Below are 24224 nucleotides of genomic sequence, written 5' to 3'. Positions count from 1 at the left end.
GCACGCGGACCGGCGGGGGCGTGTCAGGGTCCGCGCATGGACGAGATCATCGACGCGTTCTCCCTGACCGGCCGGACCGCCCTGGTCACCGGCGGCACGTCCGGCATCGGCGCCGAGGCGGCCCGCACGCTCCTGGCCGCGGGCGCGAAGGTCGCGGTCCTGTCGCGCGACGCCGGGCGGGCCCGCGAGGCCGCCGCGCGGCTGGCGGAACGCGGCGGCACCGCGCTCGGCCTGGGCTGCGACGTCACCGAGGAGTCCCAGGTGGACGCGGCCGTCGCCGAGGTCGTGCGGCGGTGGGGCCGTCTGGACGTCCTGGTGACCAGCGCCGGCAGGCTGGCCCGCGGCACGGTGGCCGAGCTGCCGACCGGGGACCTGCACGCCTGCTTCGCCACCAACGTGTACGGCACCTGGTACGCCTGCCGCGCCGCCGCCCGCGTCATGACGGAGGCCGGATCGGGACGGATCGTCACGCTGGGCTCGGTCCTCGGGTCGGTCGGGGCCCCGGCGCGCGCCGCCTACGCCGCGTCCAAGGGCGCGGTCGTCCAGCTGACCAAGGCGCTGGCGCTGGAACTGGCGGGCACCGGCGTGACCGCCAACTGCCTGATGCCGGGCCCGATCCTGACCGAGATGAACGTCGGCTCCCGTGACGACCCCGTGGCCAGGGCGTTCGTGGAACGCGAGGTGCCGCTGGCCCGCTGGGGCGAGCCGCGCGAGCTGGCCGGGGCGCTGCTGCTGCTCGCCTCACCGGCGTCCGGCTTCCTCACCGGGACCGTCCTCACGGTCGACGGCGGCTACCTGGCCCACTGATCACGGCCCACTGATCACAGCCCAGTGATCGCGGCCCACCGACCACTGATCAGAGGCCGCACGTCCCGCTCAGCGGACCCCCGGCCATGCGCCTGTAACGAACGCGGGCCTACTCTCCCCCAATCCGGCAGCTCATCACCAACTTATGAGGTCTCATGGACGCACGGGCCACGAGATGGCGCCTCGCGGGCGCGCTCTCGCTCATAGTCGCGCTGTTCACGCTCTCGGCGTGTGGCGGCGCCACCACCGACTCCGGCGGCCCCGCCGCCACCGGTCCTAGGATCCGTATCGCCGTCGGCATCGACGCGGCGTACGCGCCGTTCTTCGTCGCCGACTCCAAGGGGCTGTGGCGTAAGCACGGCCTGAACGTCGAGGTGGTCCAGTTCGGCCGGGGCGGCGAGGCCGTCGACGCGATCGCCGGCGGCCAGGTCCAGATGGCCGGCAGCTCCGACACCACCACCATCGCCCAGCTCCAGCAGAACCCGTCGCTGCGGGCACTGCTGATCTACCAGGAGTCCGGGCAGTACCTGAAGGTCGTCGCCAGTCCGAAGACGGGCTCCCCGTCCGAGATCAAGAAGGTCGCGATCGTCCCCGGCCTGTCCGAGCTGGCCATGACCAAGTACCTGGAGTCCAAGAAGATCGACGTGAAGTCGGTCACGTTCGTCACCGCCGACCCGCCGGAGATCCCCGCCCTGCTGCAGAAGGGCGAGGTGGACGCCTACACGCTGTGGGAGCCGTGGCCCGCCAACGGCGTCAAGCTGGGCGGCAAGGTCCTGGAGTCCACCGGCGCCTACGGGCTGAAGTACCAGCACTGGCTCATCACCGGCCAGAAGTGGCTGAGCGCCAACGAGGGCACGGCCGCCAAGGTCGCCCAGGTCCTGCAGGAGGCGACCGCGCTGGTGGAGTCCGACCCGGACGCGGCGGCCGAGGCGACGCAGAAGGCCGCCAAGGTGCCGCCCGAGCAGACCATGACGGCGATCCGTGAGATCGACTTCAAGGTGCGCGACATCACGCCCGCCGATATGAAGGGCTACGAGAGCACCGCCGCCTGGTACGTCAGCACCGGCAAGGTCAAAGCCACTCCCAACCTCAACGCGGCCGTGCTCCAGGGATGGGTGGCCGCGAACGCGAAAGGAACGGGATGACCAAGGCCATCGACACCGGTCGCCGCCCTCCGCCGGATGAGGCCCCCGCGAGCGGGGCCCCGGCGGGGGACGGGGGCCGGGCCGGTCACGGGGCGGCGGTGTCCGTCTCCGGCGTGGCCATCGGCTTCGGGTCCTTCCTCGCCGTCCAGGACATCTCGCTGGACATCGAGGCCGGGGAGTTCCTGTGCCTGCTCGGCCCGAGCGGCTGCGGCAAGTCCACGCTGCTGTCGGCGCTGGCCGGATTCGTCCCGGTGCGGCGGGGCCGCCTCACCGTGGGCGGCGAGGCCGTCACCGGCCCCGACCCCGGCCGTGGCATGGTGTTCCAGAGCAGCGAGGCCCTGTTCGACTGGTTGACCGTGCGCCAGAACGTGGCGTTCGGCCCGCGGATGCGGGGCCGGTCGCGGGCCGAGCAGAACCAGATCGCGGAGGAGTACCTGGGCCTGGTCGGGCTGCGGCACTGCGCCGACCGGTTCCCCGGCCAGCTGTCGGGCGGCATGCGGCAGCGCGTGCAGATCGCGCGGGTCCTGGCCAACGAGCCGAGCGTCGTCCTGATGGACGAGCCGTTCGGCGCGCTGGACGCCCAGACCCGGCAGGTCATGCAGGAGGAGATGGCGCGGATCTGGCGGGCGTCCGGCTGCACCGTCGTGTTCGTCACCCACGACATCGACGAGGCGATCGTGCTGGGCGACCGGGTCGCGGTGATGACCGCGGGACCCGGCGCCACGATCAAGAGCGTGTACCCGGTGGACCTGCCGCGTCCCCGCGACGACACGGCGCCCGAGGCGATCGAGCTGCGCGCGGCGCTGCGCCGCGACATCGGCGAAGAGGTGCGCAAGGCCCTGCGCGAGCAGGGCGTGGACGATCCGCCGGAGGCTCCGGCGGACGAGCCAGGGGAGGAACGATGACCGTCGTCTCGGCGGACGCCGCGGCCACCCCGTCCGTCGAGGAACCGCGGCGGCCGGGCGCGGTGGCGGGACGGCTGCGCTCGCTCGGCATGTTCGTGGTGTCGATCGCCGCGGGCATCGCGGTGTGGCAGCTGCTGGCCATGCGGTACGGCTCGGCGCTGGTGGCCTCGCCCGGCCAGACCCTGTCGGCGGCGCGCGAGCTGGCGGCCGACGGCACGCTGGGCAACTCGGTGATCGCCTCCAGCCGCCGAATCCTGATCGGCTGGGGCCTGGGCCTGGCGGTCGGGGTGCCGGTGGGCCTGCTGATGGGGCAGGTCCCCATCATCCGGCGGCTGCTGGACCCCTACATCGAGTTCTTCCGCTTCATCCCCCCGGTCGCGTTCGTCACGCTGGCCGTGGTGTGGCTGGGGATCGGCGAGTCGTCCAAGGTGGTGCTGATCTTCTACACCGCCGTCTTCATCGTCACCCTCAACACCATCGCGGGCGTGCTGTCGGTGAACGAGTCCAAGCTGCGCGCGGCGGCCAGCCTCGGCGCGAACCGCTGGCAGATCATGCGGAACGTGGTGCTGCCCTCGACGGTGCCGCACATCGTCACCGGCGCCCGGCTGGCGATGGGCAACAGCTTCCTGACCATCGTGTCGGCGGAGATCGTCGCCGCGCAGGTGGGGCTGGGCGCGCTGATCTGGACCTCCCGGAACTACGGCCGTATCGACTGGGTGTTCGTCGGCATCATCGTGCTGGGAATTCTGGGGTTCGTCTTCGACCGGGTGCTGCGGATCGTGGCGGCCCGCGTCCTGAAGCGTTACGAGGTGAAGGTGTGAGCGAACCCGCCGGTGAACGGACGAGCAGGGCGCTGGTCCTGGAGAGGTTCGGTGAGCTGCCGCGCCTGGTGGAGCGGCCCGTGCCGGACCGGCCGCCGGGCCACACCCTGATCCGGGTGCGGGCCGCGCAGGTCGGGCATCTCGACCTGAACGTGGTGGAGGGCCGGTTCGGCATCCTGCCGGACCTGCCCTCGGTGCCCGGCACGGAGGCGGCCGGTGTCGTGGTGGAGTCCGACGTCCATCCCGAGGGACTGCCGGTGCGGTTCCGCGGCGGCGGCGCCGGGCTGAAGCGGGACGGAGGCTGGGCCGAGCACGCCGTGGTGGGCGATTCGGCGGTCGTGCCCGTCCCCGAGGGGATCGACCCGGCCCTGGCGTGCTGCTTCTTCTCCCCGGCCGGGACGGCGCTGCTCGCGGTCCACTCGGTCGCCGCGGTACGGCCCGGGGAACGGGTCGCGGTGACGGGCGCGGCGGGCGCGGTCGGAACGCTGGCCGTGCAGCTCGCGGCGCGCGCCGGGGCGGAGGTCGTCGGCGTCGTCGGCCGCGCGTCCAAGCTGGCGCACGTCCCGGCCCAGGCCAAGGCGATCCTGGCCTCCGAGTTGGCCGGGTCGTCCTCGGGCCCCTTCGACGCCGTGATCGACACGGTGGGCGGGCCGGTGCTGACCGCCATGCTCGGGCAGGTGCGGGCCGGCGGCCGGGTCGCGCTGGTCGGCTACACGGCCGGCCGCGATTTCCGCGCCGACCTCGCGGACTTCCTGCTCGCCGACGTGTCGCTCCTGCCGGTCAACCTGATCAGGCGTGGCGGGGAGGTCGCGGAGGACGCCGCCCGGCTGCTGACGGAGCTGTCGGCGGGCGAGCTGACGCTGCCGATCGAGCGGTACCCGGCCGAACGGCTCGCGGAGGCCGCCGAACGGCTCCGCACCGGGGAGGCGATCGGCAAGGTGGCGCTCTACTTCGAGGACTGAGCGTCCGAGGAACGAACGGCGACCACGGCGTGGCCCCGGCAGCACAGCGTGCCGGGGCCTTCGCCGTCCGGGAAGCGGTGTTCCTCCAGGGCCAGGGTGATGTGGCCGGTCTCCTCGTCGACGGACTCGACCACGCCCGAGACGACGAGGCGGTCACCGGCATAGGCGGGCGCCCGGTTCTGCCAGCCGACCGAGAGCACCTCTCCGGTCTCGCCCGCGTAGGCCGCGGCGGCCCGATGGAACAGGCAGCCGTGCAACTGCGCCATCACCACCGGGCCGTCCAGCCCCTCCGAGCGGGCGAACGCGGTGTCGTAGTGGATGCGATGGGCGTTGCGGGTCACCGCCCCGAACCGGAGCAGGGTGATCTCGTCCGGGACGTACTCCACCGGCGGGACCTCTGTTCTCATCGGACGATGAACCTTTCCGTGACCTCGGCCAGCGGGCCGCGCTCCGAGGCGTAGGTCTTGACGACCGTGAGCAGCAGGAAGCCCGCGCCCTTCCCCTTGCGTTCGACGGATTCCAGGACGCGGCGCACCTCGATGCGTTCACCGGGACGCGCCTCCCCGAGGAAGCGCACGTCCTGCCCGCCCGCCATCAGCCGCACGTCGAGCCCGTCGGTGCCGGGGACCTCGTCCCGGTACATGCCGTCCGGGCGGTACTCCTCCGGGGCGGCGCCCGGCGCCCCGCGCAGCAGGCTGACCAGGTACATCGGGTGGACGGTGAAGGCGGGATGGGCCGGGTCGACCAGTCGCGGGGAGGTCTCGCCCGCCGCCCGCGCGAACTCGGCCGCGGCGTCGGCGCTCACCGTGCCGAGCGACCGGCGCTCCACGCGGCCGATTTCGGCCCGGGCCCGTTTCTCCGCCGGTTCCAGAAGCGCGCCGGTCACTCTGCGAGGAGGTCCGGCTGCTCGGAGACGATCCGCTCCCAGATGGGCTGGAAGGCGAACCAGCCGACGTCCTCCCCGCCCACCTGCTCGGCGGTCAGCCGCGCGGTCTCCTCGTCCAGCGGCACCGGGTCGCCGGCGGCGCGGGCCATCAGCTCGGACTGGAAGGACCGCTCCATCGTGACGAACCACCAGATCGCCGAGTCCACCGTCCGGCCCACCGTGAGGTGGCCGTGGTTGGCGAGGATGACCGCCTTGCCGTCGCCGAGCGAGGCCGCGATGCGCTGCCCCTCCTCGGGGTCGAACACCACGCCCGAGTAGTCCTCGTGGAAGGAGTGCGACCCGTAGAAGGCGCAGGCGTCCTGGGTAAGCGGCGCCAGCGTGGTGTGCAGGGACGAGAACGTCTTGCCGTGCAGGCCGTGCGCGTGCACCGCCCCGACGACGTCGGGCCGGGCCTTGTGCACCTCGGAGTGGATGGCGAACGCGGCCCGGTTGAGCCGTCCCTCGCCCTCCACGACCTTGCCCTCGTCGTTCACCAGGATCAGATCCCGCGGCAGGACGCGGCCGAAGTAGCGGCCGAACGGCGCCGTCCAGAAATGGTCGGTGAGCTCGGGGTCACGGCAGGTGATGTGCCCGGCGATCCCCTCGTCCAGGCCGAAGCGGGCCAGCACCCGGTACCCCGCGGCGACCCGCCGCTTGCGGTGCTCGCGTTCCTCCGCCGTCGTCGCGAAGACGGGGGGTGCCGGAATGTTCGCCAGATCCTCGTCTACGACCGTCATGAGCTGCCTCCCTCTCTCACCCGGCAGAGTAGGCCCGCGTGTTCGGGCAGGCCACGGCGGCGGCCCGCTCAGCGGACCGTCCCGCTCGACCGCGTCCGGCCCCGCGACCACGATTCGGGATCATGGACCTCATGCGGATTCGGCCGGCGCCGGAGGGCGCCTACGCGAAGGCGGACGGTGTCACCTACCACTACATCGAGCTGGGGCAGGGCAGCCCCACGATCTTCCTGCACGGGGGCGGGCCCGGCTGCACCGGCTGGTCCGACTTCGGGCAGGTGGCCCCGCTGTTCGCCGCCGACCGCCGGGTCTTCCTGGTGGACATCCTGCAGTACGGCAAGTCCGAGAAGTGCGTGATCAAGGGCCCGATGTGGGACTTCCACGCCGCCAAGACGGTCGCGCTGATGGACACGCTGGGCCTGGACCGCGCCGACTTCGTGTGCAACTCCTGGGGCGGGACGATCGCGCTCAACCTGGCCGCCCTCTACCCCGATCGGGTGCGCTCGCTGGTCGTCACGGGCAGCCAGCCGGTGTGGCACGGCCCGCTGGCGCCGCTCCCCGAGCGCGGTCACCGCGGCCGCAAGGCCCGGGACGTGTACTTCGGCGGCACGGGGCCGTCCTGGGAGAAGATGCGCGAGCTGATGGCCCGGCTGGAGTGGTACGACGAGAGCGCCATCCCCGACGAGACCGTGACGATGCGCTACGAGCAGAGCATCGATCCCGGCGAGATGGCCCTGGCCGCGGCGTCCGACGACCCGCGCGGCGAATGGCAGGAGCTGGGGGACGTGCTCGGGACGATCCAGGCGCCGACCCTGTTCATGTGGGGCATGTACGACGCGTTCCTCACCCCCGACTACCCGCTGATGCTGGCCCGCATGATGCCGAAGGGCAACCTGCACGTCATGGACCGGGCCTCCCACCATCTCCAGGAGGAACGCCCCTACGACTACTACAGCGTCGTCACCGGCTTCCTGAACCAGGAGCACTGAGATGGCGGAGCCGGCCGTACGGGTCGTCGAGCTGTCCAGCCCGTTCACGCGTTTCGCGGGCAGGCTGCTGGTGGGGCTCGGGCACGAGGTGGTGCTGGTCGAGCCGCCGGACGGCGACCCCACGCGGGAGGAGCTGGACGGCTGGTCCTTCGCGCACTGGCACGGGGGCAAGCGGTCGGTCGTCCTGGAGGAGGGCGACGAGGCCGGGCTGCGGCGGCTGCTGGAGACCGCCGACGTGCTGCTCGACGGCACCCCCGACGGCGCCCGGGCGCCCGATCACGTGGTCCATGTCCGGGTGACGCCGTTCGGGTGCGACGGCCCGCGCGGCTCCTGGCAGGGCACCGACCTGGTGGTGGCGGCGCTCGGGGGCATGCTGGCGCAGGTCGGCGATCCCGACGGGCCGCCGCTCTCGCTCCCGGAGAACCAGGCCGAGCAGCTCGCGGGCGTGAACGCCGCGATCGCCGTCCTGCTGGGCCTGCGGGCGCGGCGGAGCGGCGGCGGCCAGCTCATCGACGTCTCCGCTCAGGAGTGCGTGGCCGCGAGCCTGGAGGCGGGCACGCTGGCGTACCTGCACGAGGACCGCGTGCCGCCGCGCCCGGGACGGGAGCACCCGCTGGTGCCGCACGCCCTGTTCCGCGCCTCGGACGGCTACCTGGGCGGCGGGCTCGGCGGCAGCCCCCGCATGTGGGACGCGCTGCTGGCCTGGATGCGCGAGGAGAACGCGCAGGCCGACCTGGACGAGCCGCGCTGGCAGGACCCGGTGGAACGCAAGCGGCACCAGCGGCACGTGTTCGAGGTCGTCCAGGACTTCGTCGGCAAGTGGCCCAAGGCCGCCTTCGCCGAGGCGGCGCAGGCCAGGAAGCTGCCGTGGGCGGCGGTCGAGCGCCCCGACGAGCTGACCGCCAACCCCCAGCTCAGCGCCCGCGGCTTCTTCCTGCGAGCACGGACACCGCACGGGGAACGCACCGATCTGGGCTTCCCGTTCGCCTTCCCGGAGGGGCGGCGCGTCACGTCCCTCACCGTGGCCGAGCGGGGCGCCGACCAGGCGCTGCTCGACGAGCCCCGCGAGCCCGGCCGCCCTGCCACGAACGGCGCGGGTTCGGACGCGCCCGTCCTGACCGGGGTCCGGGTGCTCGACCTGACCTGGGTGCTGGCCGGGCCGTACTGCACCAAGGTCCTGGCCGACCACGGCGCCGAAGTGATCAAGGTGGAGTCGGAGACGCGTCCCGACCCCACGCGGTTCGCGCCGTTCATGCACCTGTCCCGGGGGCCGCACACCGACTCGCTTCATGGTGGGGGGACGACCCCCCACACCCCCCGACACACCGACTCGCTTCATGGTGGGGGGACGACCCCCCACACCCCCCGAACTGACAGTTCGGGTCGGCCCCCTACACTCCGCCGGCGCTCCGTTCCGGGAACCGACCCGAACGCGAACGGCTACTTCAACGAGGTCAACCGCAACAAGCGCAGTGTCGCGCTCACGTTGCGCTCGGAGGAGGGCCTGGCGGTGCTGCGCGAGCTCATCGCCGCCAGCGACGTGGTCGTGGAGAACTTCAGCGCCACGGTGATGAGGAAGATGGGGCTCGGGTACGAGGCGCTGCGCGAGCTCAGGCACGACATCATCTACGTGAGCATGTCGGGCATGGGCCACACCGGGCCGCGCAGCGGGTGGGTCTCCTACGCCGACACCGTCTCGGCGAGTTCCGGGCTGACCGGGCTGACCGGGTGGTCGGCCGACGACGTGGTCGGCGTGATCTACGGGCACGGCGACATCGTGGCCGGGTTGCAGGCCGCCCTCGCCACCGTCGCCGCGCTGGAGCACCGGGACCGGACGGGACGCGGCCAGCACATCGACCTGTCCCAGCTTGAAGCCATGACCGCGCACATGGGCACCAGCGTGATCGCGCCCGTCCCGCCCGAGCCGCGCGGCAACTCCCACCCGTCCTGGAGCCCGCACGGCGTGTACCGGTGCCTGGGGCCGGACCGGTGGCTGGCCGTGAGCGTCCGGTCGGAGGAGGAGCGCCGGGCGCTGTGCTCGGTGATCGGCCATCCCGCCGCGGCGGACGGGATCGAGGAGGCGCTGGCCGCGTGGGCGCGGACCCTGCCCGCCGACGCCGCCGCCGAGTCGCTCCAGGCGCGCGGGATTCCGGCGGGCGCCGTGCAGAACGGCCGGGACCTGGTCGAACAGGATCCGCAGCTGCGCGCCCGCGGCTTCTACGTGCGCGCGGAGCATCCGGTGGCGGGCGCGTTCCTGCACGAGGGCACGCCGATCCGGCTGAGCCGTAACGCGGGCGGGATCCGCGCCACCGCGCCGCTGCTGGGGGCCGACACCGACGCGGTACTGCGCGAGGTCGCCGGGCTGTCCCCGGACCGGATCCGGAGGCTCCGCGACGCCGGGGTCCTGCGTTGACCGACGGCCCGACGACCATCCCGGGCCTCCTCATCGACGCGGCCGGCCGTTTCGGCGGGCGCCCTTTCCTGCGCGCGGGGGACGTGCGGCGCACCTACCGCGAGGCGGCCGAGGTCGCGGCGCGCGTGGCGGGGGCGCTGGCCGCCCGCGGGGTGCGGCGCGGCGACCGGCTCGCCGCCATGTCGGCGAACCGGCCGGAGTTGCTGGACCTCGTGCTCGGCTGCGCCTGGCTGGGCGCGGTGCTGGTCCCGCTCAACACCGGCCTGCGCGGCCAGGGCCTCCGGCACGCGCTGGACGTCGCCGACGCGGCGTACCTGGCCACCGAACCGGAGTACGCCGAGCGCATCACCCAGGCCGGGTACGGCGGGGTGCTCTGGCTCATCGGGCGGGACGAGCCGGCGCCCGGCGAGGCACCGCCCCTTCCCCCGGCTCCGGTACGTCCCGAGGAGACGGCCGCGATCCTGTTCACCTCGGGCACCACCGGACCGTCACGGGGAGTGCGCTGCCCGCATGCGCAGTTCGGATGGTGGGGCCTGAACGTCGCGGACTCGCTGGCGCTCACCAGCGACGACGTCCTCTACACGCCCCTGCCGCTGTTCCACACCAACGCGCTGAACGCGATCGCGCAGGCGATGGTGTCCGGGGCCGCCTACACGCTCGGCCCGAAGTTCTCCGCGTCCCGTCACTGGACGCGCGTCGCCGAGGCCGGCGCCACCGTGCTCTACCTGCTCGGCGCGATGGTGCCGATGCTGATGGCGCAACCGGCCGGACCGCAGGACCGCGGGCACCGTGCCTGGCGGGCGCTAGCGCCGGCCACTCCCGCGCACCTGTGGGAGCCCTTCCGCGAGCGTTTCGGCGTCACGCTCATCGACGGCTTCGGCTCGACGGAGACCAACCTTGTGATCGGGAGCGGCGCAGACGGCTGCCGTCCGGGGTTCATGGGCGTTCTCCGTCCCGGCTTCTCCGCGCGGGTCGTCGACGAGCGGCTGCGCCCCGTGTCCGACGGGACGCCGGGCGAACTCGTCGTGCGCAGCCATCAGCCGTACGCGTTCTCCACCGGGTACGTGGGCGACCCTCCCGAGCCGCCGGACTCGTGGCAGCGGACCGGCGACCGCGTGGTCCGCGAGCCCGATGGCCGGTACCGCTTCGTCGACCGGATCAAGGACGTCATCCGGCGGCGCGGCGAGAACATCTCCTCGTACGAGGTCGAGTCGGCCGCGCGCACGCACCCGTCCGTCGCCGAGGCCGCCGCGTTCCCCGTCCCTTCGGAGCTGGCCGAGGACGAGGTCATGGTGGCCGTGACCGTCCGGCCCGGCCGCGCGCTGGACCCGGCCGACCTCGTCCGGCACTGCGCGGGCGAGCTGCCGCCCTTCGCGGTGCCGCGGTACGTCGAGATCATGGCCTCGCTGCCGCTCACCGAGACCGGCAAGGTCCGCAAGGCCGCCCTCCGCGAGCGCGGCGTCACCCCGGCCACCTGGGATGGCCGGCGGGAACGGGCGTGAGTCAGAGCACGAGGTCGTCGGCGCCGGTGACCTCGCGCGGCAGGGGCGTGGTCTCCAGCCGTTCCAGCGGATCGGCCTGGATGTGCGTGTCCAGGCCCAGGCCCGTCAGCTCGGCGATGCGCCGCACCGGCACCTGGTACGTCCGGTAGGCCCCGTAGGAGAAGGACTCCTCGGTCGGCAGGTCGGCGATCAGGGACGACTGGCTGAGCAGGTAGCCGGTGACCGACAGCCCGTCCTGCTTGGCCATGGCCACGACCTTCCAGAACTGGCGGGGCAGCTGTACGCCACGGTAGACGTCGTCGTCGGGGGCCAGCACGGGACCGGTCAGCACGCTGACCGCGAGGTCGTGGTTGTCGGCGTTGTTGAGGACGTAGTCCTCCAGGCCCGCCCACAGCGTGCTTCCCGCGTTGAACTCGTGGTGCTGCGGCGTGCAGTTGGTGAAGTGGAAGGTGTCGTCGTTGGCCGCCTTGACCTGGGCGTCGCTGTCGCCCCACGCGGGGTCCAGGCGGCGCACCAGGTGCCCGCGGTCCAGGTCGTTGTCGCGGTAGACGTCCTCGCCGGTCTGCTCGGTCGCGGGCAGCCGGGGATCGAGGATCCACCGGTCGCTCTCCCGCCGCGGCCGCCGCGCCCGCTTGCCGTCGATGTTGCACGCGGTGAACAGCGCGAGCCGGCGCTGGCGGTGCATGATCACGCTGAAGTGGTGGTAGCGCAGCTCGACGGAGGCGACCCTGGCCAGTTCGGGCGGCAGGACGGGCAGTGGCAGCGGGCGGGCCAGGAACGCGGGGTCGTAGCCGCCGCGCGTGGTGTAGTCGGGGTCGATCGTGACCGCCTCGCCCGCCCCCGCGGCCGTCGTGGCCGCCGCAAGCGTCCGGCCGTCCGCGAACCGGACGGTGATCTCCAGCGGCACCGAGATGGTGACCGTCCCGTCCACCGGCGCGGGCGGAGCCGGCGTGGACAGGAGCGTGGAACTCTGCGGGCTCGCCGGTGCCGGGGCCGTACCGGCGGAGGGCGACGGCACGCCGGTCACGGGACCGGCCGGGAGGGACGCGGCCCGCCCCTCGGCGCGTCCGGGCGCGAAGAGCTGCTCAACGAGCGCGCGCCGCGGGCCCGCCAGGCCGGCCTCGCGCACCTTACGGCAGATCCGGCTGATGCGGATCCCCTCGTTGAGGACGCCGCCGAACTCGACCCTGCCCGGCGCCGGGACGCTCGCGTGGTGCAGCGCCACGATCTCCCACTGGTCGTTGAACACCGGCGAACCCGACGAGCCGGGCTCGGTGTCGGCCGAATAGTGCAGGAAGAGCTCGGGGATGTCGACGATCCGGTTCTCGCGCAGCGCCACCTGCTTCTTGTCGCCACGCGGGTGCTGGACGATCGTGACGAACTCGCCGAGGATGGCCTTTCCCTCGGCTTCGATCATCCGGTTGAACCCGAACGGCGCCAGTTCGGCGGCGGACGCGCTTACCGCGACCAGGGCGAAGTCCAGTTCCTCGTCGGCCAGGAAGAACCGGTCCGGGTCGAGCGGATGGACGACCGGGGCCAGCGGCCGCCCGTCGACGCCGTCCTGGTAATCGAACTCGATGACGCTGGTGGCCGCGGTGGCGGCGTCCGGCAGCACATGGTGGTTGGTCAGCAGCAGCGCGGGGGACACCATCGAGCCGGTGCCGAACCCCAGCGTCCGTCCGCGGTCGTCGCGGATGTTCACCCGGCCGACGGCGCGGGCGGCGGCCACCCCGGCGTCCAGGTAGCGCACGCCCACATAGTCCACGGTGTTGATGATCTTTTCGAGCCGGGCGGCGGGCCCGGCCGCCTCCGGCTCCAGCAGGCCGCCGTCCCCGTAGAAGCGGTTCAGCCGGTGGATCCGCTTGGCGATCCGCTCGGAGCTGTCGGCGGCGGCGACGCCCTCGGAGCGGAGCACGGTCTCGTTCTCGCGCCGTACCGGTTCCCGCTCGGCCACCCGCCGTGCCGCCTCGTGCCGGCGTGCGCGCTCGCGGTCGTGGAAGTCCATCCGTACGCCCCCGTCCGGAGATGGGCCGGGCCCGAAGCCGCGATCCCCTCATACCGGATTTTCCTCGCATGCCAGAGATTTCTCCAGCGCACTCGTGGCGAGTACCGGCCAAGGACTCCCTAAAAGAAGTCGCTAGGGGATGGGGACGTTGTAGCTCAGCAGCGCCGTGTCGGTGCCGGTGATCCGCACCTCGGTGACGGCGCAGTTGTGGATCCGGGGGAAGACCGTCCGGTAGCGGGACGGGTCGATGCCCAGCAGCCCGCACAGGGTCAGCCGCAGCAGCGTGTTGTGGGCGACGACCAGCACCCGTTCGCCGTGATGCCGGAACGCGATGCGCCGCAGGGCGGCCGTTCCGCGCTCGACGGCCTTACGGGGATCTTCGGAGCCGGGGAAGGCGTTCGCGACGGGGTCGGCCAGGAACGCGTCCACCTCGGCCCGTGGCAGCTCGGCGAGCGTGTGGCCCTCGGCCGCGCCGAAGTCCACCTCCGCCAGGTCGCCGTCGATCGCGATCGGCAGGCCGAGAACGGACGCCGCCGGGGCGGCCGTGGCCCTCGACCGGCTCAGCGGCGAGGCCCACACCGCGTCCACGCCCGCGCCCCGCGCCCATCGGCCGAGCCGCTCGGCCTGGTCCCGTCCGGTTCTGGTGAGCGCGACGTCGCTGACGCCCGCGTACCGGTTCTCCGCGTGCCATTCGGTCTGGCCGTGCCGGACCAGGAAGAGCGTGCTGCTCTGGGGGGCGCTGCCCATGTTCGGTCACCCGCGCTCTCGTGCGTGGACGGCCGCTTCGGCGGGCAGCCATCCGCGCTGTTCCAGTTCGTCCACGAGCCGGTGGAACGGGGCCGTGAACCGCTCGGTCATGCCGGGACGCGGCTCCACCACGGTCCGGACGCGCACCATCGACTCGGCCACCTCCGCCGTCGAGCGGCCGTGCGTGGTGCCGTACGCGGCGAGGACGGCCATGCCCAGCGCCGCGTCGGCGTGCTCGGGGATCCGCGCGGGACGGCCGAGGACGTCCGCGCGGAGCTGGTTCCAGTAGGCGCTGCGGGTCGCGCCCCCGGTGAAGGTCACCGGCCCCTCGACGGCGGCGCCGAGCTGCTGGACGTAGGCCAGCGCCAGCCGCTCGACGAACGCGACGCCCTGGAGCAGCGCGGCGTGCCGGTCGCCCTCGTCCCGGGGCGTGCCGAGCAGGAAGCCCTCGGCCTGGGGGGCGAGGAACGGGAAGCGCTCGCCGGTCGACACCAGCGGGTAGGCGACCACGCTGGACGGCTCGTGCGCGGCGGCCAGCGCGTCCAGGCGTTCCAGGTCGGCGACGCCCGCGAGGACGCCCGCGCCCACGCTGGACGCGCCGCCGGGCAGCCAGGCGTCGTCCGGCGCGCGGTGGCTGTACATCACCCCGGCGGGGTCGCGGACGGGATGGTCGGTCACGCCCTTGAGGACGAGCGTGGTGCCGAGCACCGAGTTCCACCGGCCGAGCCGCAGCGCGCCCGAGCCGAGCTGCGCGGCGCACCCGTCGGTCATGCCCGCGACCACCGCGGTGCCCGCCGGGAGCCCCGTCTCCTCGGCGGCCTCCTCCGCGACCTCGCCGAGGACCGTTCCGGAACGCACCACCTCGGGGAACAGCGTGGCCGGAAGGCCGAGCCGTTCGTGCAGGTCGCGCGGCCACCGTTCGGCCAGGACGTCATAGCCGGTCTTCAGCGCGTGGCTGGAGTCGGTGGCGGCCGGGCGTCCCACCAACCGCCCGACGACGAAGTCGGACTGGTGCGCGAGGCGGGCGTGGGCCAGGTCGCCGGGACGGGTGCGGGCCAGCCACAGCACCTTGGCCAGCGCCCACGACGGCTGGATGCGGTGCCCGAGCCGTTCCCACAGCTCGGCCCCGGCCTCCTGCGCTTCGCGCGCCTCGCCCGGCGCGCGCATGTCGTCGTACATGATGCCGTCGGTGAGCGGGCGCCCGTCCTTGTCGGTCAGCAGGACGGTGCCCGAGGTGCTGCACACGGCGAGGCCGCGCACCGCGCCGTGGGAGAGGCCGCGCAGCGCCTCGCGGGTGGCCGCCGTGACGGCCGCCCACCAGTCGGAGGGCCGCTGCTCGTGCCGCACGCCGTCGCGCCGTCCGGTCAGCGGCGCCGACCCGCGGCCCGACACCCGGCCGCCGGCGGTGACGGCGAGGGCCCGCACCCCCTGGGTCCCGACGTCCACGCCGACCCACACGGGTTCGGACGAGCCCTCGCGCACGATATGGCCCCCTTGTTTTATCGCTTGAGAATGTGAACTTACAGTATTGAAGCACCATACCAACCCGCCCGCCGCCCTCTCCGGCGCTCCCCCACGAGGTCGCAGGGGCTTGACGTGGGAGGTCCGGATGTTACAAGCTCGGTCACGCCGGTACGAGGATTGTTAACATCACGCTCCCCCGTACCGACATTTCGTGCGGCCGAACGCCCGCCCGCCGGTGCCCGGCCACGAGAGGATCCCAGCATGACCAAGGACAACAACGGTCGGCGCGGACCGGACGCGCGGCGCCGCGCCATCGCCGACCACGTGCTGTCGGTCGGCTCGGTCACCGCCGGGGACCTGGCCGAGCGGTTCGGCGTCAGCCTCATGACGATCCACCGCGACCTGGACGAGCTCGAACGGCAGGGCATCGTCCGCAAATACCGGGGCGGGGTCACCGCGCAGCCGTCAGGGGTGTTCGAGAGCAACGTCGCCTACCGGATGAAGACGATGCAGGCGGCCAAGGACGCGATCGCGGCCAAGGCCGCCGCGCTGGTCGAGCCCGGCATGGCGGTGATGCTCGACGACTCCACGACCACGCTGGCGCTGGCCCGCAGGCTGAGCGACGTGACGCCGCTGACCGTGGTCACCAACTTCCTGGAGACCACCAACCTGCTGGCGCGCGAGCGCGGCATCCGGCTGATGGCGCTGGGCGGGGAGTACGACCCGCTGCACGACTCCTTCCTCGGGGTCTCGTGCGTGGACGCCGTGACCGCGCTGAACGTCGACCTGTGCTTCGTGTCGACCTCGGCCGTGTCCGGCGGATACGCCTACCACCAGGAGCAGCACATCGTGTCGGTCAAGCGGGCGATGCTGGAGGCCGCGGCGCGCAACGTGCTGCTCGTCGACCACTCCAAGCTCGGCCGCGTCGCGCTGCACCGGGTGGCGCCGCTGTCGGTGTTCGAGCGCGTCATCGTCGACGACGGCGCGAAGCCCGAGGCCCTGCGCGAGCTGGACGAGCACAAGGTCACCTACGACGTGGCCGTCACCTGAGGAACGGAAGCGCGGGAGACCGAGCTCCCACCCACGATCCTATGAGAGAGACCCGATGAGAGTGCTGGCCGCGGGAGACCGCTTCGTCCTCCCGGAGCTGCTGGCCGACGCGCTGGCCGCCGAGCTGGGCGAGGCCGCCGACGTCCGCCGCCTCGAACTGCCCTGGCCGATCGTCCCGTTCGGCCCGGTGGGCGAGGTGGACGAGGCGTCCGGCGACGAGGACACCATGATCGAGGCGCTGGCCGGCGCCGAGGCGTGCGTGACCCAGATGGCCCCCGTCACCGCGAAGGTCCTGGACAACGCGCCCGGCCTGCGCCTGGTGGCCGTCGCCCGCGGCGGACCCGTCAACGTCGACGTGGAGGCGGCCACCGAACGCGGCGTCCGGGTCTGCTACGCGCCGGGACGCAACGCGACCGCGACCGCCGAGTACACCGTGGGCCTGCTGCTGGCCGTCCTGCGCCGCATCCCCGAGACCCACGCCGCGCTGGCGGGACGGGGCGAGTGGGGCGGCCGGTACTACACCTACGAGGCCACCGGACTGGAGCTGGAGGGCACGCCGGTCGGGCTGGTCGGCGGCGGCGCGGTCGGCGGCCGGGTCGCCCGGATCCTGGAGGGCTTCGGCGCCGACGTCCAGATCTACGACCCGTACCTGCCGGGGGGCGTCTCCAGCCTGGACGAGCTGCTGCGCCGGTCCCGCGTGCTGTCCCTGCACGCCCGGCTCACACCGGAGAACCGCGGCATGATCGGGGCGCGCGAGCTGGCCCTGATGCCACCCGGCTCCGTCGTGATCAACTGTGCCAGGGGCCCGCTGCTGGACGAGGACGCGCTGTGCGACGCGCTGGAGTCCGGTCACCTGCTCGGCGCGGGCCTGGACACCTTCGCCGTGGAGCCGCCGCCCGCGGGCTCGCGCCTGTTCGGTATGCCCGGCGTCGTGCTGACCCCGCATCTGGGCGGCGCGAGCCGCGCCGTCGCCGAGAAGGCCGCCCGCATCGTCGCCGCCGAGGTCGGACGGCTGCACCGGGGCGAGCCGCTGGCGCACTGCCTCAATCCGATCTGACCGGAGGCTCGCTGATGTACGTCGGGATCGACGTGGGCACGTCGGTGGTGAAGGCCGCGGCGTTCGACGAGGACGGCCGTGCCCTCGCCGTCGAGTCGCGTCCCGCGCGCACGCTGCGCAGCGACTCCCGGGTCGAGCAGGACACCGAGGAGGTCGTGGCCGCCGCCGCGGACGTGCTCGGCGCGCTGCGCCCGCGCCTGGGCGGGCGTCCCGCCGCCGTCGGGCTGACCGGCCAGGGCGACGGCGTGTGGCTGGTGGACGGGCGGGCGAGACCGGTCCGTCCCGCGATCTCCTGGATGGACGGCCGGTCCGCCGCGATCGTCAACGAGTGGACGGCGGGCGGCGTGGCGGCGGAGGTCTTCGCGCGCACCGGCAACGCCCTGTTCCCCGGCTGCCCGGCGCCGATCCTGGCCTGGCTCGACCGGCACGAGCCCGGCGCGCTCGACGCCGCCGCCACGGCCGCCTACTGCAAGGACGTGGTGTTCCAGCGCTTCACCGGGGTGCGCGCGACCGATGCCAGCGACGCCTCGGTGCCGTTCCTCGATCCCCGCGCGCGTGCGTACGACGCCGCGTCCCTGGACGCCTGCGGCCTGTCGCACAGGGCGGGCCTGCTCGCGCCGATCGCCGAGCCGCTGCCGCGCGGCGAGCCGCTCGGCGATGGGCCGCTGCCGCCCGGTACGCCGATCACCGCGGGGCCGTTCGACGTGCCCGCCTGCGCGCTGGGCGCGGGCGTGACCGAGCCGGGCGACGGACTGCTGATCATCGGCACGACGCTGGCGTGCCTGGCCGTGGTGGACGAGCCGGCGCTGGACGGCGAGCCGACCGGGTTCCACTTCGCCACCACGCGTCCCGACCGGTGGCTGCGCGGCATGCCCGCGATGGTGGGGACGGCGGCGCTGGAATGGGTGCTGGCCAGGGTCGGTGCGTCCCATCGCGATCTGGACGCCCTGCTGGCGGAGTCGCCGCCGGGGGCGCGCGGCGTGCGGGTGCTGCCCTTCTTCTCGCCCTCGGGTGAGCGCGCGCCGTTCGTCGAGCCGGCGGCGCGTGCCGAGATCACCGGTGTGAGCCTGGAGACCACCACCGCTGATCTGGTGCGCGCCACCTGCGAGGGGATCGCGTACGCGGCACGGCACTGCCTGGACGCGGCCGGGCTGAGCGGAGCGCTGTCGGTGGCGGGCGGAGGCACGCGCAGCGACGGATGGCTGGAGCTGTTCGCCGGCGTCCTGGGACGGCCCTTGCGCGTGGCCGCGGGCGAGGCCGGGGCGCGCGGTGCGGTGCTCGCGGGCAGTCCCGAGCTGGACGCCGCGGCCTGGACCCGTCCCGCCTCCGTCCGGGACCCGGACGGGACGCGGGCGGCGTTCTACGCAGAGGAGTACGAGGTGTACAAGGCGCGGGTGGAGGCCGCCCGAGAACGCTGGCGCAGCGGTTCGTAACAAGTCGGTGTGTTGTAATCGCACATCATCTATCGCTCAGCTTTCCGCCCTGCCCGCAGGACGGAAAGCTGCGCTTCATGCCTGCTTGAGCGGCTGTTCTAGGGTCCGGACACGACCCAAGTTAACGTGATGTACCCGGCATCTTGACACTCCAACACCACCCTCTCTACGCTCAACCTCACACTTGTGAGTGTTAATTCACAGAAAATTCGTTCAGGAGGCGATCCATGACCGGCGAGGCCATCGCGGCGCTGGCGCCCCTCGGCCTTCGCTGCGAGCAGCGGACCGAGCCGCTCGGCATCGACGAGCGGGCCCCGCTGCTGTCGTGGCGGCTCGCCTCCTCACGCCGCGGCGACGCCCCCGCCCGCCACCGGGTGCGGGTCTGGGACGAGTCCGGCGCCCTGTCCTGGGACACGGGATGGGTGAGCGACCCGGCGGCGGTGTCCGTCCGCTACGCGGGCGCCCCGCTCACCGCCCGCACGCGCTACCGCTGGGAGGTCGCCGTCACCGGCCGGGACGGCGCCACCGCCGAGGCGGGCTCCTGGTTCGAGACCGGGCAGATGTCCCCCGCGGCCTGGCAGGCGTCCTGGATCGCCCACGACACCTCCGACCTCGACGTGGTGGACGCGCCGGAGGAGGGCGAGGTGGCCCTCGCCGACCACGGCCTGTCCCCGGCCGTCCGGCTGCGCCGCCCCTTCCAGGTCCCGGCCGAGCCGCCCGTCCGCGCCCGCCTCTACGTCACCGCCCGCGGGCTGTACGAGCTGAGGCTGAACGGTCACCGCGTCGGCGACGACGAGCTGGCCCCCGGCTGGACCGACTACCGCGACCGCATCGACTACCGGACCCACGACGTGACCGGCCTCGTCGCGGCGGGCGAGAACGTCCTGGCCGCGACCCTCGCCGACGGCTGGTGGAGCGGCTTCGTCGGCTTCGACCCGCGCCGCTCCGGCGCCCACTACGGAACGTTCCCGCAGCTCCTCGCCGAGCTGCACCTCCACCACGCGGACGGCCGCCGCGAGGTGATCGTCACCGATGGGACGTGGCGCACCCGCCGCTCCCCCATCCGGTACGCCGACCTGCTCAAGGGCGAGTGCCACGACCTGCGCCGCGACACCCCGGGCTGGGACCGTCCCGGGTTCGGCGACGCGGAGGGCTGGCTGCCCGCGCAGGTCACCGGCGACGACCACGACCTGCTCACCGCCGCCGTGGCGCCGCCGGTGCGCGCCGTCGGGGAACTCGCCGCCCGTACCGTCACGCGCGTCGGCGACGACCGTCACCTGGTCGACTTCGGCCAGAACTTCGCGGGCCGGGTGCGCCTCACCGCCCGCGGTCTCACCCCGGGCGCCCGCGTGGTGATCCGGCACGGCGAGGCCCTGGACGCGGACGGCGCCCTCTACACCGACAACCTGCGCACCGCCGACGCCACGGACGTCCTCATCGGGGGCGATGACGCCGTGGTCGTGTTCGAGCCGCGCTTCACCTACCACGGCTTCCGCTACGCCGAGGTCAGCGGCCTGCGCGAGCTGGACCCGTCCGACATCACGGGGGTCGTCCTGCACAGCGACACCCCGTGGGTGGGCGAGTTCGCCTGCTCCGACCCCGACATCGAGCGGCTGCACCGGGCGATCGTGTGGGGTCAGCGGTCCAACTTCGTCAGCGTCCCGACCGACTGCCCGCAGCGCGACGAGCGGCTCGGCTGGCTCGCCGACGCCCAGGTGTTCCTGCCGACCGCCTGCCTGAACGCGGACGTGGCCGCCTTCTTCGAAGGCTGGCTGCGGGAGGTGCGCGGCGCCCAGTCGCCGGACGGCTGCTTCCCCAACGTGGCGCCGAGGCTGGCCGGGGTCGCCGACGAGGGCGCCCCCGGCTGGGGCGACGCCGGCGTCCTGGTGCCCTGGCACCTGTACCGGGTGTACGGGGACGAGCGGTTCCTGGAGCGCAATCTCGACGCGATGTGCGCCTGGGTCGACTTCGTCCACCGGCACAACCCCGACCTGGTGTGGCGCCACAGGGTAGGCCCGCACTTCGCCGACTGGCTCGCGCCCACGCCCACGCCGCGCGAGGTCGTCGCCACCGCGTACTTCGCACGCAGCACGGAACTCACCGCCCGCGCGGCCGGGGTCCTGGGCAGGGACGACCTCGCGGACCGGTACGGGACGCTCGCCGGGCACATCCGCAAGACCTTCGCCGAGCGCTTCGTCACGCCCGGCGGCCGGATCGCCGGCGACACCCAGACCGCGTACCTGCTGGCGCTGGCGTTCGAGCTGCTGCCGGGCGGCAACGGCGGCGAGGCGGCGTCGCGTGCCGCCGAGCGCCTGGCCGAACTGGTCGAGGCCGCGGGCCCCGGCGTCACCACGGGGTTCCTCGGCGTGGGCCTGATCGCCCCCGTCCTGGACGCCTGCGGGCGGCCCGACCTGGCGCACGCGCTGCTGCGCAGGACCGACCCGCCGTCGTGGCTGTTCCCGCTGCGGCACGGCGCGACCACGATCTGGGAGCGCTGGGACGGCTACACCGACGAGCGCGGGTTCCAGGCGGCGGCGATGAACTCCTTCAACCACTACGCGCTGGGCTCGATCGGCGAATGGCTCTACCAGGGCGTCGCCGGGCTGGCCCAGGCCCCGGGCTCCACCGGCTACCGCGAGCTGCTGATCCGCCCCCGTCCCGGCGATCTCGCGTGGGCGCGCGCCACCTACACCTCCGTGCGCGGCGTCGTCGCGACCGCGTGGGCGCGCGAGGACGGCGTCCTGCGGCTGGAGGTGAGCGTCCCGCCCGGGGCGACCGCCGTCGTCCACGTGCCCACCGGCGATCCCGGCGGGGTGCGGGAAGGCGGGGTTCCGGTGGACGGCGCCGAAGGCGTCGAGGTCCTCGGCACCGGGCCTGGAACGCTCCTGTGCCGGGTGACCTCGGGCGACTACCGCTTCACGGCGGACGATCCCATGATCGCCGCCCCCTAGGGACGGCACCGGCGGCCTCGGCCGCTCGATCGGCGGCCCTCGGGGCCGCGCAAGACCATCGCGGCGCAGGGCCGCGGTTTCGAGGAGGACTCATGACATCGTCGTTGCGCACGGCAGCCCTCAGCCGCCGCGGCTTTCTCGGCCTGACCGGCGGCGTGGCCGCCATGGGCGCGCTGGCGGCGTGCGGCGGCACGTCCGGTTCCGGCGGCGGCTCGGGGACGCTGCGCCTGGTCGGCGTCGCCGACCAGCAGAAGGCCGTCGAGGCGGTGCTCAAGGGCTACACCAGGGCGAAGTTCAGCACGTCCTTCGCTCCCACCGACCAGGTGCAGACCTCGGTACGCACCCAGCTCGGCGCCGGCAACGCCCCCGACGTCCACGTCGTGTACCCGGGCAACGGCTCGGCGATGAGCATGGTGCAGATCTCGCAGGCGGGCCTGCTGGCCGACCTGAGCGACCAGGCGTGGACCAAGCGGATCCCCGAGGGTCTCAAGCCGGCGTTCCAGAACGACGGCAAGACCTTCATCTACTCGGCCGGGTCGAGCGTCATCGGCGCCATCTACAACAAGAAGGTGTTCCAGGAGGCCGAGGTCGAGCCGCCCAAGACCTGGAGCGAGTTCCTCGCGGTCTGCGACAAGATCAAGAAGAAGGGCACGACGCCGATCGCGCTGGGCGCGCAGACGCCGTGGATCACCCAGCTGATCACCTACGCGCTGGTGCCGTCCACCGTGTACGCCAAGAACCCGCAGTTCGATCAGCAGATGAAGGCGGGCTCGGCGAGCTTCGCCGACTCGGGCTGGGTCCAGGCGCTGGAGATGTACCTGGACCTGCAGAAGCGCGGGTTCTTCAACGACAACCCCAACGGCACCACCTTCGAGCAGCAGACGGCGATGGTGGCCACCGGCAAGGCCGCGATGGCGATCCAGGTGTCGGCGGTGCTGCCCGACTTCCGCAAGGCCGCCTCGTCCCCCGACGACCTGAGCATGTTCCCGGTGCCCGGCGCCGACGACGCCGCGCAGGTCTGGATCCCGGCGGGCGTGGTCGTCGGCCTGGGCGCCAGTGCCCGCGGCAGGAACCTGGAGGAGGCCAAGGCGTTCCTGGAGTACCTGGGCGAGCAGAAGGCCATGAACACCTGGGCCGAGGCGGTCGCCTGCGTGCCGCTCTCCCGCGACGCGAGCTCGAAGATCGACCCCGTGCTGGAGCCGTTCCTGCCGTTCATCGACGGCAACAAGGCCGTACCGTTCATGGACCAGGCGTGGCCGAACGCCGAGGTCCAGCCCGCGCACTTCGCCGCGGTGCAGGAGCTGCTCGGCGGCCGGACCACGATCCCCAAGGCGCTCGCCAAGATGGACGAGATCTATCGGAAGACGCAGTAACCGTGACCTCGACCCTCCATCCCGCCCCGGCGGCGAAGCGGGAGGCCCCTCCGGCGGCCCCCCGCCGCCGCCGGAGGCGGGGCTCCCGTTTCCTGTCCCCGCCGTGGTGGTTCGCGGCGCCCGCCCTGGCCGTGTACGCCCTGGTGGTGCTGTATCCGAGCCTCAGCGGCGTCGTGTACGCCTTCACCGACTGGAACGGCCTCGGCGACCGCGGCTTCGTCGGGCTGGACAACTTCGTCCGGCTGTTCCGCGACGACGCGGCGCGCGGCTCCCTGGTCAACACGCTGCTGCTGACCGTGGCGATCGTGTTCGTCCAGAACGCCATCGGGCTGCTGCTGGCGCTCGGGGTGCACGCCAGGATCAAGTCGCGGACCGTGCTGCGCGTGGTGTTCTTCGCCCCGGCGGTGGTCAGCCCGGTCATGGTCGCGTTCCTGTGGAAGTACATCTACAACCCCGCGCCCGACGCCGGGCTCAACGGCATCCTCGGCGCGGTGGGCCTGGGCGGGCTGCGGCAGGACTGGCTGGGGAACCCGGACCTGGCCATCTGGTCGATCGCGGGCATGGTGATCTGGCAGTTCGCCGGCTACTCCATGGTGATCTTCCTGGCCGGTCTCGAGGGGGTCCCCGAGGAGCTGCACGAGGCCGCGATGATCGACGGCGCCGGGCGCCTCCAGCGCTTCCGCCATGTGACCTGGCCGCTGCTGGCGCCCGCCGTCACCATCAACCTGATGCTGTCCACCATCGGCGGGCTCAAGCTGTTCGACCAGGTCTACGCCGCGACCCAGGGCGGACCCGGGCACGCCAGCGAGACGCTGTCGACGGTGCTCTACAAGCAGGCGTTCGTGTTCGGCAACTACGGCTACAGCATCTCGATCGCCCTCGTCCTGGCCCTGTTCGTGGCCGCCGTGTCGATGGTGCAGATTCATTACCTGCGGGGACGG

At 73.2% G+C, this 24224-nt stretch carries 20 protein-coding genes; 14 read left to right on the top strand and 6 right to left on the bottom strand.

Features of this window, described 5'->3' with window-relative positions; genetic code table 11:
• Positions 1–36: 36 nt before the first annotated feature.
• The 5 genes from ACGWYJ_RS02610 to ACGWYJ_RS02590 all read left to right on the top strand — a co-directional run bounded on the left by ACGWYJ_RS02610 (position 37) and on the right by ACGWYJ_RS02590 (position 4640).
• Complete coding sequence (locus ACGWYJ_RS02610; protein WP_395103868.1) at positions 37–807, top strand: SDR family NAD(P)-dependent oxidoreductase; 771 nt, start codon at positions 37–39, stop codon at positions 805–807.
• Positions 808–962: 155 nt separating this feature from the next.
• A complete protein-coding gene (locus ACGWYJ_RS02605) occupies positions 963–1952 on the top strand; it encodes an ABC transporter substrate-binding protein (RefSeq protein WP_395103867.1) in 990 nt (329 codons plus the stop codon).
• A complete protein-coding gene (locus ACGWYJ_RS02600; protein ID WP_395103866.1) occupies positions 1949–2857 on the top strand; it encodes an ABC transporter ATP-binding protein in 909 nt (302 codons plus the stop codon). The genes ACGWYJ_RS02605 and ACGWYJ_RS02600 overlap by 4 nt, the downstream gene beginning before the upstream one ends.
• The gene (locus tag ACGWYJ_RS02595) at positions 2854–3678 is read left to right on the top strand and encodes an ABC transporter permease (protein WP_395103865.1); all 825 of its coding nucleotides are present in this window, start codon (positions 2854–2856) and stop codon (positions 3676–3678) included. The genes ACGWYJ_RS02600 and ACGWYJ_RS02595 overlap by 4 nt, the downstream gene beginning before the upstream one ends.
• Positions 3675–4640 carry a zinc-binding alcohol dehydrogenase family protein gene (locus tag ACGWYJ_RS02590; RefSeq protein WP_395103864.1) on the top strand — a complete coding sequence of 322 codons (966 nt, stop codon included), beginning with the start codon at positions 3675–3677 and terminating at the stop codon, positions 4638–4640. Before ACGWYJ_RS02595 ends, ACGWYJ_RS02590 begins: the two co-directional genes overlap by 4 nt.
• Here ACGWYJ_RS02590 and ACGWYJ_RS02585 read toward each other — a convergent pair.
• Genes ACGWYJ_RS02585 through ACGWYJ_RS02575 form a run of 3 tightly spaced genes read right to left on the bottom strand, consistent with a single transcriptional unit; the run spans position 4625 to position 6302 of the window.
• A complete protein-coding gene (locus ACGWYJ_RS02585; RefSeq protein ID WP_395103863.1) occupies positions 4625–5047 on the bottom strand; it encodes an acyl dehydratase in 423 nt (140 codons plus the stop codon). The genes ACGWYJ_RS02590 and ACGWYJ_RS02585 overlap by 16 nt on opposite strands.
• Positions 5044–5526 carry a MaoC family dehydratase N-terminal domain-containing protein gene (locus tag ACGWYJ_RS02580; protein ID WP_395103862.1) on the bottom strand — a complete coding sequence of 161 codons (483 nt, stop codon included), beginning with the start codon at positions 5524–5526 and terminating at the stop codon, positions 5044–5046. The genes ACGWYJ_RS02585 and ACGWYJ_RS02580 overlap by 4 nt, the downstream gene beginning before the upstream one ends.
• A complete protein-coding gene (locus ACGWYJ_RS02575; protein WP_395103861.1) occupies positions 5523–6302 on the bottom strand; it encodes a class II aldolase/adducin family protein in 780 nt (259 codons plus the stop codon). Before ACGWYJ_RS02575 ends, ACGWYJ_RS02580 begins: the two co-directional genes overlap by 4 nt.
• 131 nt (positions 6303–6433) lie before the next feature.
• On the opposite strand from ACGWYJ_RS02575, the gene ACGWYJ_RS02570 reads away from it, so the two are divergent.
• The 3 genes from ACGWYJ_RS02570 to ACGWYJ_RS02560 are packed head-to-tail and all read left to right on the top strand — an operon-like array spanning position 6434 to position 11203.
• Entirely contained in the window at positions 6434–7288 is an 855-nt protein-coding gene (locus tag ACGWYJ_RS02570) for an alpha/beta fold hydrolase (RefSeq protein ID WP_395103860.1), read from the top strand.
• Between the two features lies 1 nt (position 7289).
• Positions 7290–9701 (top strand): CoA transferase, encoded by a 2412-nt coding sequence (locus ACGWYJ_RS02565; RefSeq protein ID WP_395103859.1) that lies wholly within the window; start codon positions 7290–7292, stop codon positions 9699–9701.
• Positions 9698–11203 (top strand): AMP-binding protein, encoded by a 1506-nt coding sequence (locus ACGWYJ_RS02560; RefSeq protein ID WP_395103857.1) that lies wholly within the window; start codon positions 9698–9700, stop codon positions 11201–11203. Before ACGWYJ_RS02565 ends, ACGWYJ_RS02560 begins: the two co-directional genes overlap by 4 nt.
• A gap of 1 nt (position 11204) precedes the next feature.
• On the opposite strand, the gene ACGWYJ_RS02555 is transcribed toward ACGWYJ_RS02560, so the two are convergent.
• The 3 genes from ACGWYJ_RS02555 to ACGWYJ_RS02545 form a co-directional block, all read right to left on the bottom strand.
• Positions 11205–13208 (bottom strand): DNA/RNA non-specific endonuclease, encoded by a 2004-nt coding sequence (locus ACGWYJ_RS02555; RefSeq protein ID WP_395103856.1) that lies wholly within the window; start codon positions 13206–13208, stop codon positions 11205–11207.
• 132 nt (positions 13209–13340) lie between these two features.
• Entirely contained in the window at positions 13341–13955 is a 615-nt protein-coding gene (locus ACGWYJ_RS02550; protein ID WP_395103855.1) for a histidine phosphatase family protein, read from the bottom strand.
• A gap of 6 nt (positions 13956–13961) precedes the next feature.
• Positions 13962–15437 carry an FGGY-family carbohydrate kinase gene (locus ACGWYJ_RS02545; RefSeq protein ID WP_395103854.1) on the bottom strand — a complete coding sequence of 492 codons (1476 nt, stop codon included), beginning with the start codon at positions 15435–15437 and terminating at the stop codon, positions 13962–13964.
• Positions 15438–15680: 243 nt separating this feature from the next.
• Between ACGWYJ_RS02545 and ACGWYJ_RS02540 the strand changes: the two genes are divergently transcribed.
• The 6 genes from ACGWYJ_RS02540 to ACGWYJ_RS02515 form a co-directional block, all read left to right on the top strand.
• A complete protein-coding gene (locus ACGWYJ_RS02540; RefSeq protein WP_395103853.1) occupies positions 15681–16469 on the top strand; it encodes a DeoR/GlpR family DNA-binding transcription regulator in 789 nt (262 codons plus the stop codon).
• 55 nt (positions 16470–16524) lie between these two features.
• Entirely contained in the window at positions 16525–17526 is a 1002-nt protein-coding gene (locus ACGWYJ_RS02535) for a 2-hydroxyacid dehydrogenase (protein ID WP_395103852.1), read from the top strand.
• A gap of 14 nt (positions 17527–17540) precedes the next feature.
• Entirely contained in the window at positions 17541–18959 is a 1419-nt protein-coding gene (locus ACGWYJ_RS02530) for an FGGY family carbohydrate kinase (RefSeq protein WP_395103851.1), read from the top strand.
• Positions 18960–19186: 227 nt separating this feature from the next.
• Complete coding sequence (locus ACGWYJ_RS02525; RefSeq protein ID WP_395103850.1) at positions 19187–21910, top strand: family 78 glycoside hydrolase catalytic domain; 2724 nt, start codon at positions 19187–19189, stop codon at positions 21908–21910.
• A gap of 92 nt (positions 21911–22002) precedes the next feature.
• Positions 22003–23283 carry an extracellular solute-binding protein gene (locus tag ACGWYJ_RS02520; protein WP_395103849.1) on the top strand — a complete coding sequence of 427 codons (1281 nt, stop codon included), beginning with the start codon at positions 22003–22005 and terminating at the stop codon, positions 23281–23283.
• A 2-nt stretch (positions 23284–23285) separates the two neighbouring features.
• A partial coding sequence (locus ACGWYJ_RS02515) for a carbohydrate ABC transporter permease (protein WP_395103848.1) occupies positions 23286–24224 on the top strand: 939 nt, incomplete at its 3' end.

The organism is Actinomadura sp. SCN-SB (assembly GCF_043906805.1).
Lineage (GTDB): Bacteria > Actinomycetota > Actinomycetes > Streptosporangiales > Streptosporangiaceae > Spirillospora.
The sequence above is the reverse complement of the archived record's forward strand: the minus strand, read 5'-3'. Positions and strand labels throughout refer to the sequence as shown.